Source organism: Streptomyces sp. NPDC026522, assembly GCF_055567555.1.
Genome location: NZ_JBVHQF010000001.1, coordinates 821,712 through 841,942, shown reverse-complemented (window position 1 = coordinate 841,942; position 20,231 = coordinate 821,712). Strand labels below are relative to the sequence as shown.

The 20,231-nt window shown below is 74.7% G+C and carries 18 protein-coding genes; 6 read left to right on the top strand and 12 right to left on the bottom strand.

Going from position 1 to position 20,231, the window contains the following annotated elements; genetic code table 11:
- The first annotated feature begins 51 nt into the window (after positions 1–51).
- Both ACZ4M3_RS03680 and ACZ4M3_RS03675 read left to right on the top strand, forming a co-directional pair.
- Entirely contained in the window at positions 52–1,962 is a 1,911-nt protein-coding gene (locus ACZ4M3_RS03680; RefSeq protein WP_467729802.1) for an ABC transporter ATP-binding protein, read from the top strand.
- Between the two features lie 748 nt (positions 1,963–2,710).
- On the top strand, positions 2,711–3,412 hold the full coding sequence (locus ACZ4M3_RS03675) for an NPP1 family protein (protein ID WP_467730132.1): 702 nt from the start codon (positions 2,711–2,713) through the stop codon (positions 3,410–3,412).
- Here ACZ4M3_RS03675 and ACZ4M3_RS03670 read toward each other — a convergent pair.
- On the bottom strand, positions 3,403–4,647 hold the full coding sequence (locus ACZ4M3_RS03670; protein WP_467729800.1) for a serine/threonine-protein kinase: 1,245 nt from the start codon (positions 4,645–4,647) through the stop codon (positions 3,403–3,405). The two genes, ACZ4M3_RS03675 and ACZ4M3_RS03670, sit on opposite strands and share 10 nt — an antisense overlap.
- A 9-nt stretch (positions 4,648–4,656) precedes the next feature.
- Positions 4,657–5,361: a TetR/AcrR family transcriptional regulator gene (locus tag ACZ4M3_RS03665; RefSeq protein ID WP_467729798.1), complete on the bottom strand. Its 705-nt coding sequence runs from the start codon at positions 5,359–5,361 to the stop codon at positions 4,657–4,659.
- Between the two features lie 109 nt (positions 5,362–5,470).
- On the opposite strand from ACZ4M3_RS03665, the gene ACZ4M3_RS03660 reads away from it, so the two are divergent.
- Positions 5,471–6,163 (top strand): DUF4386 domain-containing protein, encoded by a 693-nt coding sequence (locus ACZ4M3_RS03660; protein ID WP_467729796.1) that lies wholly within the window; start codon positions 5,471–5,473, stop codon positions 6,161–6,163.
- 29 nt (positions 6,164–6,192) lie between these two features.
- Here the strand turns inward: ACZ4M3_RS03660 and ACZ4M3_RS03655 are convergent, their stop codons facing one another.
- The 3 genes from ACZ4M3_RS03655 to ACZ4M3_RS03645 form a co-directional block, all read right to left on the bottom strand.
- The gene (locus ACZ4M3_RS03655) at positions 6,193–7,074 is read right to left on the bottom strand and encodes a geranyl diphosphate 2-C-methyltransferase (RefSeq protein WP_467729794.1); all 882 of its coding nucleotides are present in this window, start codon (positions 7,072–7,074) and stop codon (positions 6,193–6,195) included.
- Positions 7,075–7,088: 14 nt separating this feature from the next.
- On the bottom strand, positions 7,089–8,408 hold the full coding sequence (locus tag ACZ4M3_RS03650; protein ID WP_467729792.1) for a family 2 encapsulin nanocompartment cargo protein terpene cyclase: 1,320 nt from the start codon (positions 8,406–8,408) through the stop codon (positions 7,089–7,091).
- 116 nt (positions 8,409–8,524) lie between these two features.
- Positions 8,525–9,937, bottom strand: a complete 1,413-nt coding sequence (locus tag ACZ4M3_RS03645) for a family 2B encapsulin nanocompartment shell protein (RefSeq protein ID WP_467729790.1) — start codon at positions 9,935–9,937, stop codon at positions 8,525–8,527.
- Positions 9,938–10,319: 382 nt separating this feature from the next.
- Here ACZ4M3_RS03645 and ACZ4M3_RS03640 point away from each other — a divergent pair, with 382 nt between their 5' ends.
- Complete coding sequence (locus ACZ4M3_RS03640; RefSeq protein ID WP_467730130.1) at positions 10,320–10,826, top strand: gluconokinase; 507 nt, start codon at positions 10,320–10,322, stop codon at positions 10,824–10,826.
- Here the strand turns inward: ACZ4M3_RS03640 and ACZ4M3_RS03635 are convergent.
- From ACZ4M3_RS03635 to ACZ4M3_RS03620, 4 genes are all read right to left on the bottom strand, one after another.
- Entirely contained in the window at positions 10,823–11,110 is a 288-nt protein-coding gene (locus ACZ4M3_RS03635) for a hypothetical protein (RefSeq protein ID WP_467729788.1), read from the bottom strand. The genes ACZ4M3_RS03640 and ACZ4M3_RS03635 overlap by 4 nt on opposite strands.
- Before the next feature lie 28 nt (positions 11,111–11,138).
- Positions 11,139–12,437 (bottom strand): hypothetical protein, encoded by a 1,299-nt coding sequence (locus ACZ4M3_RS03630; RefSeq protein ID WP_467729786.1) that lies wholly within the window; start codon positions 12,435–12,437, stop codon positions 11,139–11,141.
- A gap of 119 nt (positions 12,438–12,556) precedes the next feature.
- A complete protein-coding gene (locus ACZ4M3_RS03625; RefSeq protein ID WP_467729784.1) occupies positions 12,557–13,906 on the bottom strand; it encodes a cytochrome P450 in 1,350 nt (449 codons plus the stop codon).
- Positions 13,907–14,032: 126 nt separating this feature from the next.
- Positions 14,033–14,836 (bottom strand): serine hydrolase domain-containing protein, encoded by an 804-nt coding sequence (locus tag ACZ4M3_RS03620; protein ID WP_467729782.1) that lies wholly within the window; start codon positions 14,834–14,836, stop codon positions 14,033–14,035.
- 737 nt (positions 14,837–15,573) lie between these two features.
- Here ACZ4M3_RS03620 and ACZ4M3_RS03615 point away from each other — a divergent pair.
- Both ACZ4M3_RS03615 and ACZ4M3_RS03610 read left to right on the top strand, forming a co-directional pair.
- Entirely contained in the window at positions 15,574–17,073 is a 1,500-nt protein-coding gene (locus tag ACZ4M3_RS03615; protein WP_467730128.1) for an MFS transporter, read from the top strand.
- Positions 17,074–17,088: 15 nt separating this feature from the next.
- Complete coding sequence (locus ACZ4M3_RS03610; protein WP_467729781.1) at positions 17,089–17,697, top strand: DUF6629 family protein; 609 nt, start codon at positions 17,089–17,091, stop codon at positions 17,695–17,697.
- A 4-nt stretch (positions 17,698–17,701) separates the two neighbouring features.
- Here the strand turns inward: ACZ4M3_RS03610 and ACZ4M3_RS03605 are convergent, their stop codons facing one another.
- The 3 genes from ACZ4M3_RS03605 to ACZ4M3_RS03595 all read right to left on the bottom strand — a co-directional run bounded on the left by ACZ4M3_RS03605 (position 17,702) and on the right by ACZ4M3_RS03595 (position 20,106).
- A complete protein-coding gene (locus tag ACZ4M3_RS03605; RefSeq protein WP_467729779.1) occupies positions 17,702–17,863 on the bottom strand; it encodes a DUF6126 family protein in 162 nt (53 codons plus the stop codon).
- A 16-nt stretch (positions 17,864–17,879) separates the two neighbouring features.
- Positions 17,880–18,512: a helix-turn-helix domain-containing protein gene (locus ACZ4M3_RS03600; RefSeq protein WP_467729778.1), complete on the bottom strand. Its 633-nt coding sequence runs from the start codon at positions 18,510–18,512 to the stop codon at positions 17,880–17,882.
- A 61-nt stretch (positions 18,513–18,573) separates the two neighbouring features.
- Positions 18,574–20,106, bottom strand: a complete 1,533-nt coding sequence (locus tag ACZ4M3_RS03595) for an ATP-dependent DNA ligase (protein ID WP_467729776.1) — start codon at positions 20,104–20,106, stop codon at positions 18,574–18,576.
- Positions 20,107–20,231: the final 125 nt, after the last annotated feature.

Below are 20,231 nucleotides of genomic sequence, written 5' to 3'. Positions count from 1 at the left end.
GCACTGGAAACGGTTGACCTCAAGTTTACTTGAGGTCTTAACGTTCGGTCTATGAATATGGAAGTCACCGCCTGGACATCGCTGCACAGCGCCATGAACGCGCAGCAGGACCGCCGCCCGCTCTCCCGGGCGAGCCTGCGCCGGATCGCCGCCTTCGCCCGCCCGCACCGACGGGGCCTGAGCGGCTTCGTGCTCCTCAGCGTGGTGACCGCACTGCTCGCCGTGGCGACCCCGCTGCTCGCCAGCCGGGTCGTGGACACGATCGTCGCGGGCGGGAACAGCACCACCATCACCCGGCTCGCCCTGCTCATCGCGCTGATCGCGGTGGCGGAGGCCGGCCTCGGCCTGCTGACCCGCAAACTGTCCGCCACTCTCGGCGAGGGGCTGATCCTGGACCTGCGGACCGCGGTCTTCGACCACGTGCAGCGGATGCCGGTCGCCTTCTTCACCCGCACCCGTACCGGCGCTCTCGTCAGCCGGCTCAACAACGACGTGATCGGCGCGCAGCGGGCCTTCAGCAACACCCTGTCCGGGGTGGTCTCCAACATCGTCACCCTGCTGCTGACGCTTGCCGTGATGCTGAGCATCTCCTGGCAGATCACCCTGCTGGCGCTGGTCCTGCTCCCGGTGTTCGTGCTGCCGGCGCGGCGGATGGGGGCCCGGATGGCCGCCATGCAGCGGGAGGCCTCGGCGCTCAACGCCGCGATGGGCACGCAGATGACGGAACGGTTCTCCGCGCCCGGCGCCACCCTGGTCAAGCTGTTCGGACGGCCGTCGGAGGAGTCCGCCGAGTTCGCGGCGCGGGCGGCCCGGGTCCGGGACATCGGCATCCGCACGGCGATGGCCCAGTCGGCGTTCATCACCGCCCTCACCCTGGTCTCCGCCCTCGCCCTCGCGCTGGTCTACGGCCTCGGCGGGTACTACGCCGTGCACGGCACCCTCGAAGCGGGCTCCGTCGTCGCCCTCGCCCTGCTGCTCACCCGGCTCTACTCGCCGCTGACCGCCCTGGCCGGGGCCCGCGTGGAGGTGATGAGCGCGATGGTGAGCTTCGAGCGGGTCTTCGAGATCCTCGACCTTGAGCCGCTGATCGCCGAGAAGCCCGACGCCCGGCGGGTCCCGGAGGGGCCGGTGGCCGTGGAGTTCGACCGGGTCTCCTTCGGCTACCCCTCCCCCGACAAGGTCTCGCTCGCCTCGCTGGAGGAGGTCGCCACCCTCGACGCGCGCGGCGGTACCCGGGTGCTGCACGACGTCTCGTTCCGCGCCGAGCCCGGCCAGATGATCGCGCTGGTCGGTTCCTCCGGCGCGGGCAAGTCGACCGTCGCGCAGCTCCTCCCGCGCCTGTACGACGTCGACGAGGGCGCGGTCCGGCTCGGCGGCATCGACGTACGCGACCTGACCGCCGACTCGGTCCGCGAGACCCTCGGCATGGTCACCCAGGACGGCCACCTGTTCCACGAGTCGGTACGGGCCAACCTGCTGCTGGCCCGGCCGGGGGCGAGCGAGGAGGAACTCTGGGAGGCCCTGCGCCGCTCCCGCCTGGACGGGCTCGTCGCCTCGCTGCCGGACGGCCTGGACACCGTCGTCGGCGAGCGCGGCTACCGGCTGTCGGGCGGCGAGCGCCAGCGGCTGACGATCGCGCGGCTGCTGCTGGCGCGCCAGCGGGTGGTGATCCTCGACGAGGCCACGGCCCACCTCGACTCCACCTCCGAGGCGGCGGTGCAGGAGGCCCTCGCGGAGGCGCTGGCGGGGCGTACCGCGGTGGTCATCGCGCACCGGCTGTCGACCGTGCAGGCGGCCGATCTGATCCTGGTGGTGGAGGACGGCCGGATCGTGGAACGGGGGACGCACGCCGAGCTGCTGGCGGTGGGCGGCCGCTACGAGGAGCTGTACCGGACCCAGTTCGCCCCCGCCGCCACCGTCGGCCCCGCCCCGGACGACGCGGTACCGGTCCCGGGCGCCTGACGCGGGCCTGCTGCCGGCTGTCGCGCTCGCCGGCACCGCCGAACGCACCGCACGAGGCCCCCCGGCCGGTCGGCCGGAACCACCCGTCAGATGGCCGCCGTCGGCCACGACGCGTACGGGAGAACCGACACCACCACCACGGCGGGACCGGTACGGGCCGCCAGGCGCGGCCCCGAACCGGCCGCCGGGCGGCTGGACGGCAGCGCCGAACGGGCCGGGCGGCGCACCGGACATCCGACGCCGCCGCCACGGCCGCACGGGTACGGGCCGCCGTCGCGGCCCGTACCCGTACCGAGGCACGCCGGGCGGCCCCGAACCGGCCGGCCGGAACCACCGGTCAGGCGACCGGCTGCGGGACCCGGACCACCACCGCGGCACCCCGCGGTATCCCGGACGGGCCAGAACCGCCCGTCAGATGCCCCCCGCCCGGTGCCGGCCGGGGTTCGGGGCGAGTGCGCGGCTGGGCCGCCCGGGCCGTCGAGGGAGCCTGGCCGCCGGGCTGGGCGGAGCGAGTCGCGCGGCGCCAGCCGGAGGGGGGCCTTCGCGCCATTTCTGGTGCTCGCACCGGCAGTTCACCCGGCGGTCATTCCCGTGGCCGGGCGGCCGGGGTGTACTGGGGCGCTTGCCCCGGCCACCTCCCCGCCCACCCCAAGGAGTCGATGTGCGCAACGCCTCGCCCAGGAACGAGCCCCGGCGCCGGTTCCGCCGGGTACTGACCACCGCCGGCCTGGGAGCCGCGTCCCTCTTCATGGCGCTCCCCACCACGGCGACAGCCGCCGTCATTCCCCAGCTCCCGCAGCACGCGGACGGCCTGGAGCAGACCTTCTCCCCCGCCTACGACTACGACCACGACGGCTGCTACGCCACCGCCGCCATCAGCCCGGACGGCACCCTCAACCCCGGGCTGAAACCGGGCGGGGACGTCAACGGCCACTGCCGGGACTACGCGCAGCTCCAGAACTCCAACACCTACGCCCGCGAAAAGTGCAACAACGGCTGGTGCGCGGTCATGTACGCGAGCTACTTCGAGAAGGATCAGGCCACCTTCGGCCCGGCGGCCATCGGCCACCGGCACGACTTCGAACACGTGGTCGTCTGGATCAAGGACAACCAGGTGGAGTACGTGTCGACCTCCCAGCACAGCGGCTGGAAGTGGTACCCCCGCTCCCAGGTCCGGTTCGACGGAACGCACGCCAAGGTCGTCTACCACAAGGACGGCGCTTCGACGCACTTCTTCCGGCTGGCCAACGGGAACGACGAGCCGGCGGAGAACCACACCGGCAACTGGTTCTTCCCCCGCCTCGTCGGCTGGAACGGCTACCCGGCGGGCCTGCGCGACAGGCTCATGAACGCCGATTTCGGCGCCGCCACCATCAAGATCTCCGACGCCCGCTTCAACGACGCCCTCAATGCCTCGAAGCCGCCCGTCCCCTTCGATCCCTACGGCTGACGGCGGCCGCCGCCCGGCACCAGCCACCACAGGAGCCAGCAACCCGTCCCGAGGAGCAGGCCGTTGGCGACGACCCCGACGAAGCCCCAGAGGGGCCAGATCGCGGCGACGCCGAAGAACAGCCACATGTTCACCAGGACGAACAGCGGCCATCCGACGGCCACCGGCCATCGGGGCCGCAGGACGGCGTTCACCAGGGCGATCACCCCCGCGGTGGCGGAGATGAGCACCTCCCGCTTGTAGCCGTGCCAGCCCCGCACCGCGTTCCACGGCAGTACGGTGCCGAGCCAGACCAGCGCGAAGCAGCCCGCGGCGCGCAGCAGCAGCGACCCCGGTGGGCCTGCCCCTTGGGCGGCGCCTTCGGCGGCCGTCATACGGCCGCCCTCCGCGGGCCCTGCGGCCTCCGCCACCCCGGCGCCGCGACCGACGGCTTCCAGCGCGGCCAGCGCCTGCTCGGCGGTGGCCCGGCCGTCCGGGTCCTTCGTCAGCAGGGCGGCGAGTACGGGGGCCAGCGGGCCCGCGCGCTCCGGCACCGGCGGCTCCTTCGTGACGATGGCGACGCACAGGGCGGAGAACGTATCGGCACGGAACGGCGGCCGGCCCTCCAGCGCGCTGTAGAGCGTGGCCCCCAGCGACCAGAGGTCGGTGGCGGGCGTCGGCGGTTTGCCCTCCAGTTGCTCCGGGGCCATGTAGGCGGGCGTGCCGATGAGGGTGCCGGTGTGGGTGAGCGTCATCGTCGCGTCCGCCATGTGGGCGATGCCGAAGTCGGTGATGACGACCCGGTCGTCCATCAGCAGCACGTTGTCCGGCTTGAGGTCGCGGTGGACGATGCCCGAGGCGTGCGCCCGGGAGAGCGCTTTGAGCATCAGCATGCCGATCTCGGCGACCCTGCCTACCGGTAACCTGCCCGCCCGCGTCACGGCGGCGGCCAGCGAGGGGCCCGTCACGTACTCCATGACGATGACCGGAGCTCCTTCGTGCTCGACCACGTCGTGCACGGTGATGATCCCCGGGTGGTTGAGCCGCGCCGCGGCCCGCGCCTCGCGCAGGACACGCTGGAGCAGCACGGCACGCTGTTCCTCGCCGATGCCCGGCGGGAGCATGACCTCCTTGACGGCGACCTCGCGCCCCAGCCGCTCGTCGCGGCCCCGCCACACCCGGCCCATGCCGCCCCGGCCGATGAGCTCCAGGAGTTGGTACCGGCCGCCGATCAGTGCCCCGCCCACATCTGCCACGCCGTCAGCCTAACGGCGCGCGCCGTTCGCGTCCGAGGACTTCCATCCCTGCCGGTGGAGCTTCTCGAAACCGTCCAGGAGCAGGTCCAGCGCGAACTCGAACTCGAACTGGTCGTCGCAGCCCTGCCCCACGACGGACCCCTGGTCGTGAGCCACCGCCCGGGCCAGCTCCGTGACATGGGGGTACCGCTGCGCGGCGGCGGCGAACGCCTGGGGCGGCGGGCCGGGTTGCGGCGGCGGGTTTTCGAACAGCTCCTGGGTGAAGCCCAGTACCCGGCTGCCCAGGGCGTGCATCACATGGTGGGTGAGGTCGACGGACAGGCCGCCGGCCCGGAACGTGCCGATCACCGAGTCCAGGTGGGCCAGCACGGCGGGCGTCGGGCTGGTGCGGGACTGGAGCACCTGGGACGCCCAGGCGTGTGTGCGCAGCGCGCTCCGCGCCGCGAGGATCCGGCGCCGGACCGCGTCCTTCCAGTCGGTCCCCGGGGGCTGGTGCCCGATCTCGCCGACGACGACGTCCACCATCCCGTCCAGGAGTTCTTCCTTGTTGGCGACGTGCTTGTAGAGCGCCATCGGCACGACGCCCAGTTCCTGGGCGAGCCTGCGCATGCTCAGGCCGTCGATCCCGCTCTGGTCGGCCAGTGCGACGGCCGTGCGCAGCACCCGGTCCCGGTTCAGGGGGGACCGGCGTACGGCCCCGGTCGGTTCGGCCATCCCGGTCAGCTCCCTTCGAAGGCGGTGCCAAAGGCCCGGCTTGACGAGTGTACGCCGTACACCTAGGGTGCACGTCAGGTGTACGCCGTACACCTCCAAGGAGGTCCGGATGAGCTCAACCAGGAGAACGGCCGCAGTGGCGGGCGTCTTGTTCCTCGTCACCGAGACAGCGGCGATCGGCGGGCTCACGCTCTACGGCCCCGCCCTGCACGGCGCGGCGTACGTCACCGGCTCCGGCGCCGACACCCGGGTGTTCCTCGGCGCACTGTGCGAGTTCGTCCTCGCCCTCGCCGTCATCGGTACCGGCGTCGTCCTCTTCCCGGTCGTGAAGCGGCACGGTGAGGGAGCCGCACTGGGTTACGTCTGCGGGCGGCTGCTGGAGGCGGCCGTCATCGTCGTGGGCATCATCAGCGTGCTGTCGGTCGTGACGCTGCGCAGGGACGCGGCGGGAGCGGGCACCGACGGTGCCGGCTCCCTCGCCACGGCCGGCGACACGCTGATCGCCGTCCACGACTGGACGTTCCTCTTCGGCCCCAACTTCGTACTGGGGGCGAACACCCTGGTGCTGGCGTCACTGATGTACGGTGCCCGGCTCGTGCCGCGCTTCATCGCCGTGCTCGGCCTGGTCGGCGGAACCATGATCTGCGCCTCGGCGGTCGCCGTGCTGTTCGGCCTCTACCAGCAGGTCTCGGCGGCGGGCTCGCTCGCGGCGCTCCCGGTCTTCGCGTGGGAGGTGACGCTGGCCGTCCGGCTCATCGCCAAGGGCTTCGATCCGGTGGCCGGGGCCGGGACCGTCGGCTGACGGGCCCGGCCCTCCCGGGCGGCGGTCGGTCAGACGCGGTCGGCCGCGATCAGGACGTACTGGAAGGAGCCGTCCCGGTAGGAGTTGATGAAGGCCTCCTCGATGCCGGTGACCAGGGAAGACGTGGCCCGCAGCTCCCAGTAGGGCAGGGTCGCGGGGGTCAGGTCGATGACGGCCTGCGGAACGAGACGGTTGTCGGCCATCGCGCGCAGGTACTCGCGGCGGGAGTGGATGTTGCACTCGAAGTGCGCGTTGATCTGGGAGACCCACTTCGAGGGCTGGCCGTAACGCGGGTTCCAGCAGCCGGTGATGGTCACGTAGCGGCCGCCGACCGCGAGGATCCGGGAGTGCTCCGCGAAGAGGTCGTGCAGGTCGACGTACATGCTCGACTCGTTGTTCCACGAGGCGGCGGCCTGCCCGGTCTCGAAGGGCGTGCCGAGCATGTTGCAGACGCGGGCGCGGACGTGGTCGTCGATGCCGAGTTCGCCGGCCCGCCGGTTGGCGAACTCGGCCTGCTTGGCCGACAGGGTGACTCCCTCGACCTTGCAGCCGAAGCGCTGGTGGGCCATGACCATCGAGCCGCCGCGGCCGCAGCCGGCGTCAACGAGCGTGTCATCGCGCCCGATCGGGCCGAGGTGGTCGAGGAGGAGTTCGGCCTGCGCCGACTCCAGCCGGTGGAGTTCGGCGACCAGCCTCTTCTCGTACCCGCTGTCGCCGGCCCCGCCGAGGGCGGCGTGGTCGACGTCACCGATGCCGTAGTGGTGGTGGTAGAGGCCGTCGACGTCGCCGAGACGCAGGTTCACGGGCCTGGCCTCGACGTCCCAGTAGCGCGCGATGTCGCCCTGGTAGGGCGTCGCCGGGCGGGGGATGAACACGGAGGTGGCGGCCGCGGTGAGATCGGTGCTGGTCACAGTGGGGTCCGTCCTTACCAGAAGTCGGGCAGGCTGTATCGGTAGGTGTTGGTCTGGTGCCAGTAGTGGTTGCCGTCGACCCATGCGGCCACTCCCCGCAGGAAGCGCAGCACGCTCGGTACGGGGCAGGCGGCGGCCAGGGCGGCGGCTTCGGCTTCGAAGTCGTGCATGAGGTCGTTGTGGACCTCGACCGCCTTCACATAGCCCTCGCGGTCGGAGACGCCCTCCCGGTCGGCGATCACCACGGGCAGGTTCAGGTGCTTGCCGGGGCTCGCGAGTTCCTTGGTGTACGAGTACAGGTCGTTGACGATGGTGGTGGCGTTGCCGGCGAGCGCGATGACCCGCTGGAGGGCGGGCTGCGCGTGCAGGTCGGCCGGCAGTTCGTAGCCGCCGACGGTGTCGGTGATGGTGGGGCAGGGGCGGAAGTTGTTGAACTGCCGCATCGCCAGGTACTCCCACACCTCGGGGACGTGGTCGGTCTGGGCCCAGGCCGCCTCGGCGAGGTAGCCCAGGTGCAGCCGGGCCATGTCGTGCCGGAACCGGTCGGCCTGGGAGGCCGTGGACTGCCGGCCGAAGTACTCCATGGCGGAGCGGTAGGCCCGCCGCGGGGCGTCCGCGTGCAGCGACTCCGCCCACTGCGGCTGGTACTCCTGCGTCGTGTGCAGCGGGTCGAGGGCGGTGTGCGCCAGCAGGAGGCGGCCGCCGAGGCCGATGGGCGAACCCCCGTGGTCCTCGCAGTAGTAGTCGTCCACCGCGTTCTCGGCGACCATCAGCCGGGTGGCGATCATCAGGTGGTCGACGGTCGGGGCGTCCGGATGGCAGGCGACCATGTAGCGCCCGACGGAGAAGCCGTCGAACTGGTCCTCCCAGTCCTCGGGGTAGAGCTCGACCTCGTCCAGGGCCCAGGCCTTGATCCTCCGGCTGACCTCCGCCACCCGCGCGGGATCCGGTTCCGCCACCGGATGGTGGTAGAGGCCCGGGACCGGACGGCCCTCCGCCGCCGGCTCGGGTACCTCGGGAAGGCCCGGCGCCACGCGCCGGGCCGGGTACAGGCTCGCCGTACCCAGACCGCTGGGGCCGCGCAGGACCCGCTCCAGGGCGGGACTCCGCTGCACGACTACGGCGGCGCCCTCCGGCACCGGCACGTCCGCGGGCAGCTCCACGGGGAGCGCGCCCTCGGCGGGGGTGGGAGCGGGGGCCGGGACGGCGGGCGGCGCGTGCCCGGCATCCGGGCCCGGGGCGTGGGCCAGGGCGCCCAGGAGGAGATCGGCCCCGAAGCGGGCGGCAGCGGCGGGCAGGCTCGATTGCAGGGGGGAAGGCCCGGGATCGGGCATCCATGGCTCCTTGGTGGTGTGGGCGGGCTGTCCCGGATCCCGGGCACGCTCGGTCGGCCCGGGAAGGTACGGGCTGTCGTGACGGTGGTGGCTGTCGGCGCCTTCGGGCGGGTCCGCTACGCGCGCCGGTGGGCGATCTGCACGTTCTCCAGCACGCCGAGCGCGTCGGGCACCAGGATGGCGGCGGAGTAGTAGGCGGTGACCAGGTAGGAAATGATCGACCTCTCGTCGATGCCCATGAAGCGCACCGACAGCCCCGGCTCGTACTCCTCCGCCAGACCGGTCTGGTGCAGGCCGATGACTCCCTGGTTGTCCTCGCCGATGCGCATGGCGAGGATCGAGCTGGTGTTCTCCTTGCTGATCGGGATCTTGTTGCAGGGCAGGATCGGGACCCCGCGCCAGGCCGGGACCTGATGCCCGCCGACGTCGACGTGGTCCGGATAGAGCCCGCGGGCGTTGAACTCGCGCCCGATCGCCGCGATCGTCCGGGGGTGCGCGAGGAAGAGCTTGGTGCCGCGGCGACGGCAGAGCAGGTCGTCCATGTCGTCGGGGGTGGGCGGACCGGAGTGCGGCTGGATCCGCTGCTTGAAGGCCGCGTTGTGGAGCAGACCGAACTCCCGGTTGTTGATCAGCTCGTGTTCCTGGCGCTCGCGCAGCGCCTCGATGGTGAGCCTGAGCTGCTCCTCGGTCTGGTTCATCGGTTCGTTGTAGAGGTCGGCGACCCTCGTGTGGATCCGCAGCACGGTCTGCGCGAGGGAGAGTTCGTACTCGCGCGGTTCGAGCTCGTAGTCCACGAAGGTGCCGGGCAGTTCCGGCTCACCGGTGTGACCGGCCGACATCGCGATCTCGGCCTCGCCGTGCCGGTTCTGCCGCCGACGGGGCAGCGAGCCGTACCGCCGGACGTGGTCCTGGAGGTGCGGTGCCGAGGACAGCACGGCGGCGAAGTCGGTGCGGGACAGGGTGAGCAGGGTGCCGCCGGTCTCGGCGGTGGCGGTGCAGTCCCACCGGGCAGCGCCGTCCAGCAGGGCGTGGTCCCCGAACCGGTCGCCGTCGGCGAGTACGGCGACTACGTCCTCGTCGCCGTACTTGCCTACGGAGGTCTGCCTGACCCGGCCGTGGGCGATCAGGTGGATCTGCTCGGCGGGGTCACCGCGCTCGGCCAGCACCTCGCCGGCCCGGAAGTCGCGCTGGACGCACCGCCCGGCGATCGCGGCGAGCACCTCGATGTCGTCGAAGCCGCGCAGCATGCCCAGTTCGCCCAGCTCGCGGGGGATCACCCGGACGCGGGCGCCGTCCTGGACGAACTCGATGCGCCCGTCCCCGACGGCGTAGCTCAGCCTGCGGTTCACCCGGTAGGCGCCGCCCTTGGCCTCCACCCAGGGGAGCATCCGCAAGAGCCAGCGGGAGGTGATCTCCTGCATCTGCGGGGCGGACTTGGTCGTGGTGGCGAGGTTCCGGGCGGCCGCCGTGCCCAGGCTGGACCGCGGAGCGGGCGCCGGCTGCGCTTCCGGGCTGGTGTCAACGGTCATCGGGCGGGCTCTCCTTCGCGGGGGCGGTGACCGGCGTACCCGCGCGTCCGCCGGTGAAAGCGGAAACAACAGGGCGAACGTTCGGGAATCCAGATCTCTGGGAACGCTAGCGGCCGCTACGCCCGATCGGCCCTGGGAAGCCGGTGGTTTACCTCGAAGCGGTGATCTCTCCCCGGGGGGTGTTTGCCCGGGCTGTCGACGGTATCCGGCCACGGGCCGGGACGGCCCGGTATGACGGCGCCCACCGGGCCCCGGCTCCGCTTGAATGCGTCGTACCCGACCGGCTTCAGTGGGAAGGACCGGCGGCGAAGGAGCGGGGAGGTGCCCGGACGTGGGGCAGGGGACGGAACAGGCGGCCCGAACCGGGCGCGTGTTCGTGGTGATGGGCGTGGCGGGCTCGGGGAAGACCTCCGTGGGCCGGCTGCTCGCGGAGGCGCTCGGCCTTCCGTACGCGGAGGGCGATACGTTCCATTCGGCGGCCGACGTGGCCAAGATGTCCGGGGGCACGCCCCTGGACGACACCGATCGGTGGCCCTGGCTGGACGCCGTCGGGGAGTGGATCGGGGACCGGGCGGCGGGGCGGGGCGGCGGTGTGGTCGCTGCGTCCGCCCTCAAGCGCGTCTACCGCGACCGGTTGCGCGCCGCGGCCCCCGGGGTGGTCTTCGTACACCTCACCGGGGAGCGCGCGCTGATCGAGGAGCGGTTGGCGGGGCGCACGGGGCATTTCATGCCGGCCGCGTTGCTGGACTCGCAGCTCGCCGCGCTGGAGCCGCTGCAGGACGACGAGGCCGGTGTGGTCGTCGATGTCGCCGGGACGCCGGAGCAGACCGCGCAGCGGGCGGTGACCGCGGTGCGCGCGCTGGCTGCCGAACACCCGGGCGGCGCTTAGGGATCGGTGCGGCGCAGGGCCGGTCCGGTCGTACCCCGTGGCCGCCGCCGGGCACCGAACTGGGCGGCGGCGAGGGTGAACGCGGCGGCCGCGACGGCGCAGCGCTCGGCGAGGGCGCTGACCTCGGTGCCGAGGGGGTCGGTGTGCGGGCCCCGGCGCCGGAGGTCCGCGGCGACGGAGCGCAGCCGCTCGGCGTGCGAGCGCAGGGCGGCGGAATGGGCCCGCAGGCCGTCGACGGGGGCGGCCGGGCGCGGGCGGACCGGGGTGGCGGGCAGGCGGTTCACGGGGTCCTCCAGGGGGTCGGGGCCGCGCTCACCGGGCGCCGGGCCGGTGGACGAGGCTCGCGGTGACCGGGCCGCGGTAGGCGGTGGCCATCGAGTCCTCGGCCGCCACCAGCGGGCTCACCCCGGCGGCGTCCGGTTCGGCGGGGCCACCCTCGGTGGGATCGCCCTCGGCAGGCAGGGCGAAGACGGCGGTGCGGGGGCCCGCGGGGCCGCCCGCGCGGGGCGGAGAGCCGAGGGTGACGACGTGGGTCACCGTGTAGAGGGTGGTGAAGTCCCGGTCCGCGGCGAGTTCCAGCGCGGTGGCTCCGCCCTCCCCGCGGCCCACCAGGGCCAGTTCGGTTCCCGAGGGCACCGACACCCGGACCAGCCGGGCCACTTCGCGCCGGTAGTGGCCGCTCCCGGCGGCCGGACCGGCCGGGCCCGCGAGCTGCACGACGTGGCGCGGGACTCCGTCGGGGCCGGTCACCTGCTGGACGAGGACGGCGCCCGCGGCCCCGATCAGCGCCAGGTTGCGGGCGTACCCGGCCAGGGTGGCGGAGGTGTCGAGCGCGTCGGGGTCCGGTCCGGGCGGTCCCGGTGGCGGTGGATCGCAGGGCGGCGGGCCGCCCTCGTACCGGACGTACCCGGGGGCGGCCCCGACCGGGCCGGGGGCTGCGGTGACCGGGTCGGCGGGGCGGGGACCCCGGCCGATGAAGGCCCGCAGGGCCGCGCCGAGACCGAGCAGCCGCGGGGCGGGCCGGCCCCGGCCGGTGGCGATCTGCCAGCCGGCGTGATCGTTGAACGGGTTGTCGTCGGTCAGCGCGTCCCAGGCCAGGAGGTCGGCGAAGGACGGGGCCAGCAGGCCGTACGCGCGCTCGGCTCCCCGGTCGCGCAGCACCGCGCGGAACAGCCGGACGGCTTCGCCCTGCCGGTTGTCCTCGACCGCCCGGAACACGGCCGCGGAGTCGGGGTCAGCCAGCAGCGCGGGCTCGGTCTCGCGCGCGGCCCGGAGCCTGGTCTTGAGGCCGCAGACCGCGAGGCTGACGGCGAGGCTCTCCCGGCCGGCCAGGATCCCGGCGAGCCACCCGGCCCGGGCCGCGCCCCGGCCGCGCGCCGCCCAGCCCAGTCCCGCCGGGTCGGTGAGGGTGCGCAGCAGGGTGCGCCACGCCAGCCGGGGGCCGCCGCCGCGGCCGAGCGCGGTGACGGGCAGGCGGCCGCCGAGGGCGAGTCGGGAGGCGTACCGGGCGGCCTCGTCCACGGCGTCGGCGGCCTCGGCCAGCTCCCGGCACAGGGCGCGCAGCAGTTCGGCGTCCTCGGTGGTGGACGCGTGGGTCGGGGTGTCGGACATGGGCACCTCGGTGGTTCGGATCCGGGCGGCGGGCTCCGGCGAAGGCGTTCGCCGGCGGGCTCTCCACGGCCGCGGCGGCGGCCGGAGCGGCGGGCTCACCGGCGCTCCAAGCGGCGGGCTCACCGGCGGGCGAGGCGCAGCCGGATCCCCCGCGGGTCGAGCGTCGCGGGCAGCGGCCCCATCGGGTCCAGGGCGGGCCGCCCGTCCCGGACCCGGTGTCCGCGCAGCACTTCCGCGCAGAAGGCGGCCACGACGAGCAGGCCCAGCTGGTCGCCGGGGCAGCGGCCGGCTCCGTGACTGAAGGGGGCCATCCGGATGTCCTGGTGGGCCCCGTGGGACGCCCACCGCCCGGGGACGAAGACGTGTGCGGCCGGCACGTGTTCGGGGTCGCGCTGGTGGAACAGGACCGGCAGCAGTACGGCGGTCCCCGCGGGGTGGCGCACACCGCGCCATTCGGTCTCGGCGCGGGTGACCCGGATCAGGTCCGGCACCACCGGGTAGAGCCGTAGCGACTCCCGGACGCAGGCCCGCAGCCGGGGCAGTTCGCCCGAGGCCGCGTCGGCCGCCCGGGCCTCGGCGGCGGCCACGTCCTGTTCGGCGGGGTGCGCCGCGAGCAGCAGCAGCGTGCGCAGCAGGGTGGCGGGGACGGTGTCCATGGCCTGGAGCCACTGCCGGGCCTGTCCGGTGGGGACGAGGGCGCCGGTGGGACCTGCGTGCCGGCGGGCCCTCCCGACGAGGGTGTGCGGCTCGGCGTGGGCGGCGTACCGCTCGATGCGGGCGGCGGCCTTGTCGGACAGTTCGCGCAGGGCGCGCGGCAGTCCTCCGCGCCGGCCCGGCCGGCCGTCCGCGCCCCGCAACCGGCGGAGCCAGCCGGCCAGTTCCTCGTCGTCCGCGGCCGCGTCACCGAGCACCATGCGGCGGCCGGCCCGGGCGACGGCGTGCCGGGCCCGGGCGAGCCGGAGGGTGCCGGGGGCGGTGAACTGCCGGGCCTCGTCGGCGATGAGGGTGAGGAACGGCCCGTACGAGGGGTGGACGGTGGGGCCGGGCGCGAGGACGGCGTCGTTGATGCCGCGCCGGTCCGTGCGGAACGGACCGGCCGGCGGTACGGGCCCGCGGCCGTCGCAGGTGCCGGGCGGGTCCGCGGCGAGGGCGGTGACGGGTGCCGAGTAGAACTGGTGCAGGTCCTGCGGGTCGAGGATGACGAGCAGCGTCCCGGACAGACCGCGGACGAGTACGGGCGCTCCGCCGTGCCGGGCGCGCATGGCCCGCAGGGTGGCGGCGGACCAGTGCGGCCGGGCGAGGACCGGCCAGGGCCGGGCCGGGTGCGGGGGGCGGCTCGCGAAGCCGCGGACGAGTTCCGGCAGGGCGTGGGTGGCGGCGAAGCGGACCGTCTCGGCCCGTCCGGCCCTGGCGGGCTGCCCGGCTGCGGCCTCGGCCGGACGGCCGGCCGCCGTGGTCGACTGGGTCATGGCCGGGACCACCTTGCCTGGTCGGGCGGGCTCCCGGGGGTGGCGGAGCGCCGCAGCCGTGGTTCAACGGTCGGTGACATCGGGATCACCGTACGTCGGAGGTGGTGGGTGCGCGCTCCGGGTGCGCTACGGGAGTGGAACCGCCCCGGGGCGCCGCGGGACGGTGAACGCCGTCTCGCGGAAGGCGGTGGGCGACGGGCCGCCCGGGGAGGCGGGGACGAGTACCGCCCAGCGGCGCCGGCGGGGTGAGATCCACAGGGCCGGGCCGTCACCGTGGGTCCAGACGCCGGCGGGTGCCGGCCGCCAGAGGAGGCCGCGGGCCGGGACCAGTTCGCCGGTACGGATGCGCAGCGACTCGGCGGTCCAGGCGCGCGGCACCGGGTGGTCGGCGGTGGAGAGCAGGTGGCGCAGGAACCGGGCGAGGTCGGCCGCGGTGCTGTGCAGGGCGGCGCCGGTGAAGCGGGTGCGGGTCATGCCGAGCGGTCGCCAGACGCGGGCTGGGGCGTGCTCGGCGAGCGGGCCGCCACAGAGGTGCTCGGCGAGCCGGGTCAGGACGGGGACGCCGCCGGAGCGGGTGAGGAGGTGGTGGGCGGTGCTGCCGTCGGGTGCCTCGGCCCCTTGGCCGGTGAGGGGGCCGTAGGAGGCGAGGGGGCCGTGAGCGGTGCGGGGCCCATATGCGGTGAGAGGGGTGTGCAGGGCCAGCTCGCCCTGGGCGACCAGGCCGCCGATCACGGGCCAGAGCGCCAGTACGGCGGCGAGCCCGCTGACGTCGAGGCCGCCGTCCTGGTCACCGCCCGCGGCAAGGGCTTCCTCGGGGTCCCCGACGGCCCAGACCGCGTCGGGGCCGGCGGCGCGGGCCAGGTCCCGCTGCCACGCCGCCGGCTCCTCGTCCTGCCCGGCCGGGTCCGCCGGCTCGCTCCGCAGCGTCATGGTCCGCCACGCTAGCGGGCCGCGGTCCCGGTCCCGTCGGCGTACTGCGGCGCGCCCGGCCCGCTCCACCCGGATGCCGGTACGACTATCCGCATGCGCCTGGGTCCGCGGGTCCCGCCCGGCCCGACGCCCGCGCACCCCGGACCCGTGCACCCGCCGCGCGCGCCAGCGCTGGGCTGCCGGGGGCAGTCCGGCTGTACGGCGTGCAGCCCGCCCGGGTGCCGCGGCGCGGAGACGGGGCCGCGCCGGCCGGTCCTCGCAAGCCGCCGACCGGCGGACTCCGGCGCTGGGCAGCCCGACGGCTCCCGGTTGCCCGGGCTCGACGCGCTCGACGCGCTCGACGCGCTCGACGGGGACACGGGTGCCGGTACGCGGCGGTGGTCCGGCCCACCGCCGCGTACCGGAGGTACCTGCTGGACGGCGCGGTCCATCCGCTGAACCCCTCCCCCGAGGCCGGCCGGCTGAGCCTCGGCCCGGGGCCGGACGCTGCGGCCGCGATCGTGGTCGGTGCCGGTCTCGCGGCCGGCCGCCGGTCGGTGATCGAGGCGGACGCGGGAGGTACGACTGCGACCCGCGGCGCCCCGCGCGGGGTCCCGCGCGCCGCCGCCCCGGCCGGTTCGATGACGTCGGTGCCGGGGTGGCCCGGCCGGGTGGCCTTTCGGGGGCGGGCGGGTCAGCCTGGGGGCATGACCGCACCCGCTGAGCCGCCGCCCGAACCGTCCGCCGACGCGTCGGGGATGCCCGGGCGGCCGGTTCCGCCGCCGGCCGGGTCCGGTGTTCCCGACGTCCCGCTCGCCTCCGGACGGGGCCGGTGGATCCTGCTCACCACGGTGCTCGGGTCGAGCATGGCGCTGCTGGACTCGACCGTGGTCAATGTCGCGCTCCCGCGGATCGGCCGGGATCTCCACGCCGACCTCGCGGTGCTCCAGTGGACGGTGAACGCCTATCTGCTGACCCTGGCCGGGCTGATCCTGGTCGGCGGGGCGCTCGGGGACCGCTTCGGGCGCCGGCGGATCTTCGTGCTGGGCGTGGTCTGGTTCGCCGTCGGCTCCCTGCTGTGCGGCCTCGCGCCGAACGAGGGCGTGCTGATCGCCTCCCGCGCGCTCCAGGGCATCGGCGGGGCCCTGCTGACGCCCGGTTCGCTGGCCCTGATCCAGGGTTCGATCCGGGCCGGCGACCGGGCGCGGGCGATCGGCCTGTGGTCCGGGCTGGGCGGAGTGGGGGCGGCCGTGGGGCCGTTCCTCGGCGGCTGGCTGGTCGACGGGCCCGGCTGGCGCTGGGTGTTCCTGATCAACGTGCCGGTGGCCGCGCTGTGCGTGCCGGTGGCGCTGAGACACGTACCGGAGTCGCGCGATCCGCAGGCGCACGGGCGGTTCGACGTGGCGGGCGCCTTGATCGGGGCGAGCGCGCTGGGCCTGCTCACCTACGCGCTGATCGAGGCGCGCAACGGCACGGCGCTGGTCTTCGCCGCGGCGGTGGGCGGGCTGCTGCTGGGGGCCTTGTTCGTCTACGTCGAGCGGCACCGCGAGTATCCGATGGTGCCGCCGTCGATCTTCGCGTCCCGGCAGTTCACCGCCGTCAACCTCGTCACCCTGTGCGTGTACGCGGCGTTCGGCGGCTTCTTCTTCCTCGTGGTGCTCCAGCTCCAGGTGGTCGTCGGGTACTCGGCGCTCGCCGCCGGGGCCGCGCTGCTGCCGACCACCGTGCTGATGCTGTTGCTGTCGGCGCGCGCGGGGGCGCTCGGGGAGCGGATCGGCCCGCGGCTGCCGCTGACGGTGGGGCCGCTGCTGTGCGCGGGCGGGATGGTGCTGATGCTGCGCGTCGGGCCGGGCGCCTCGTACCCGGCGGACGTGCTGCCCGCGCTGATCGTGATGGGGATGGGGATGGTGACGCTGGTGGCGCCGCTGACGGCGACGGTGCTGGCTTCGGTGGACCCCGGCCGGGCGGGGCTGGCCAGCGGCATCAACAACGCCGCCGCGCGGGCGGCGGGGCTGCTCGCGGTGGCCGCGCTGCCGCTGCTGGCGGGGATGGGCCCCGACTCCTACCTCTCCGCGCCGGCTTTCGACGCGGCCTTCGGGCGGGCCATGCTGTGGTGCGCGGGGATCCTGGTGGCGGGGTCGGTCCTGGCGTGGGCGACCGTACGCAACCCGGCGCCCGCGGCGTGCCACCCGCTGTGCCGGACCTGCTGCGGGGTGACCTCGCCGCCGCTGGAACCGCCGCGCGCGGCGGAGCGGTGAGGCCTTCGCACCGCGATGTGCTGGAGCGCGACGGCCGACCTGACGGCGGGCGCCGTCGTCACCTCTGTGGGAGCCGTGTGTGTGGTCCGGGTACGGCGGCCCCGTGATCTGCCCGTCGCCGCGCTGCCGCTGCTGCTCGGGGTGCACCAGCTGGTGGAGGCCGCCGTCTGGGACGCGGGCGGGGGCTGTGGCGTCGCCGCCACCGCGTGGGCGGTGATCGCCCTGCCGGTGCTGCCGGTGTGGGTGTCGCTGGGGGTGCTGGTGGCAGCCGGGCCGGGGGCGCCACGGCGGCTGTGGGGTCCGGTGGCCGTCGGTCTCGCCGTGGCCGGGGTGCTGGCGTACTGCCTGGCCACCCGGCCGGTCTCGGCGCGGCTCCGGGGTCATGCCGTCGGCTACGGCGTCGACGTGCCGTACCCGGCGCCGGTCCTGGCCGGCTATCTGTTCGCCACGCTGGGCGCCCTGCTGCTGACCGGTGACCGCCGGCTGCGGCTGCTCGGGGCGGTGCTGGCCGTCGGCGCGGTGGTCTGCGCGGGGCTGTGGCGGCTGGAGTTCGCCTCCACCTGGTGCGCCTTCGCGGCGGTGGCGGCGGTGCTCGTGCTCGGGTGGGTGCGGCGACGGCGCTGAACCGTCACTGGTTGCGGGCGCCGAGGACGAAGAGCAGGTAGACGAAGGCGGCGAAGAGGTGACCCACGAAGAGGTAGGCGACCAGCCGGATGACCAGGCCGCGCGGGAACTTGGACTCGATCCGCTTGAGCACGCTCAGCGGCTGTTCGGGCGGGGTGTGGGACATGGCGGCGGCTCCTCGGTCAGCGGTGGTCGGTGGTCGCCCCGCCGAGGCACAGCCCGGCGAGGCTGCTCTGCAGCAGGGTGTGGACGAACAGCAGGTCGGCGCCGGCGGCGGTGGCCGCGCCGATCCGGTGCGGGGTGAGCGAGTCGAAGTGCGCGCTGTCGCCCGGCTCCAGCAGGTGCTCGGTCTCGCCCAGGTGCAGCCGGAGCGTGCCGGTGAGCACGTACAGCCACTCCTCGCCCGGGTGGACGCGGACCAGCTCGCCCGGCCCGCGGCCGGCCGGGACGTGTACCCGCAGCGCCTGCATGCCGCGGCCGGAGCCGCCGGCCTGCCAGTACGTCCAGCCGTCCGCCTCGCGGGCCCCGGGTCCGCCCGCCCGTACGATGGGGTCGGCCACGGCCGGGGTCTCGCCGAGCAGCTCGGAGACGGTCGTGCCGTAGGTGCGGGCGAGGCCGAGGAGCAGCGGCAGCGAGGGCTGTCGCCGGCCGGTCTCCAGCCGGGACAGGTGGGCGGGCGAGAGCCGGGCCCGGGCGGCGGCGGCTTCCAGGGTGAGCCCGGCGCGGCGGCGCAGCTCGCGCAGCTGCGGGGCGACGGCGGGCAGCTCTTCGCCTGCGGGCGCTGCGTCGGCGCCGGGGGCGGGACCGGTTGTCATGCCTCGATTGAGCCAGATATTTACCGCTCGGGCAATTCTTCTTGCCTCTGAGGCAAATCCATTAGTTCGTCCGGTCGCCGAGCACCGTCTCCACGGTGTCCGCCTCCTGCGCGTTCTTGTCCGGGCGGTGCCGCAGCACCCGGGCGAAGCGCAGGGCGACGCCCGCCGGGTAGCGCGGGGAGCGCTGCAAGCCGTCGTAGGCGATCTCCACCACCAGCTCGGGCCGCACCCACACCGTGTAACCGTCTTCGCGCACCGCGAGTTCCCGCAGCCGCTCGGTCTGCCAGCGGAGCATCTCGTCGGTGAGGCCCTTGAAGGTCTTGCCGAGCATCGCGAAGCTGCCGTCGGCGGCCCGCGCGCCGAGGTGCAGGTTGGACAGCAGGCCGGTGCGCCGTCCGTGGCCCCATTCGGCGGCGAGTACGACCAGGTCGAGGGTGTGCACCGGTTTCACCTTGAGCCACTGTTTGCCGCGCCGGCCGGCGGCGTAGGGCGAGTCGAGGGCCTTGACCATCACGCCCTCGTGCCCGCGGCGCAGCGCTTCTGCCGCGAACGCCTCGGCGTCGGCCGACTGCGCCCCGGGGTCGTCGACGACCAGCCGGCGCACCCGGGAGTGCTCGGGCACCAGCTGCGCGAGCACCGCGTACCGGTCGCCGACCGGAAGGTCGAGCAGGACGTCGTCGCCGGCGGCCAGGACGTCGAAGAAGTAGGCGCTGACGGGGAGGGTCTGGCGGGCGGTGGCCACGTCCAGCCGGGAGCTGACCCGGCTCGCGATCTCCTGGAAGGGGACCGGACGGCCGTCGGCGCCCTCCCCGATGACCTCGCCGTCGAGGATGAACCGGTCGCCGGGCAGGTCCCGGGCCGTGGCGGCCACTTCGGGGAGCCGGCTGGTGATCTCGTCCAGGGAGCGGGTGTAGATCCGTACGTCCTCGCCCGTGCGGTGGACCTGGACGCGGATGCCGTCCAGTTTCTCCTCGACGGCGCAGGGGCCGAGCGCGGCCACCGCTTCGGCGACCGAGGGTGCGGTGCCCGCGAGCATCGGCTGGACGGGCTGCCCGACGCGCAGGGTCACGCCCCGCAGCGCTTCGGCGCCCTCCGCCAAGGCCGCGGCCCCGACCCGGGGCAGCGAACCGTCCAGCATCACGGCCCGGCGCAGGGCCGCGGCGGGCACCCCGGCTGCGGCGGCCACGCCTTCCAGTGCGACGGCGTCCAGGGCCCCCTGGCGCACCTCGCCGGACAGCAGGCTGCGCAGGAACCGCTGTTCGGGCTCGGTGGCGGCGCCGAGCAGGCCGTCGAGGAGGCGGCGCCGCTCGGCTTGCGAGCCCGCGCCGGAGACCGCGGCGAGGCGGGTCACGGCCCGGTCGACGTCGCTGACGGTGAGGGTGGGCCGGTCGGCGGGCGCGGTCTCCCGGCCGAGGGTGCTCCAGCCGATGCCGGGGCGGCCCTGCGGGAGCCGTCCGGCGAGGTACGCGATCACCAGCGCGGCCTCTTCGGACGGCGCGGCGCCGAACAGTTCCGCGAGCAGGGCGGTCTTGCGGGAGCGGGCGGAGGTCTCGGCGACCTCCCGGGACACGCGAGCGACCTCGGCCAGCAGCATGCGGACCATAGTGCCGCCGCTCGGCGTCCCGCGCAGGTCGGGGCGCGGGCGGGCGCGGTCGGGCGGGCGCGGCGCGCGCGGAGGCCGCGTACCGCGAGTGCGGTATCCAGGACCGCCGGTGTACT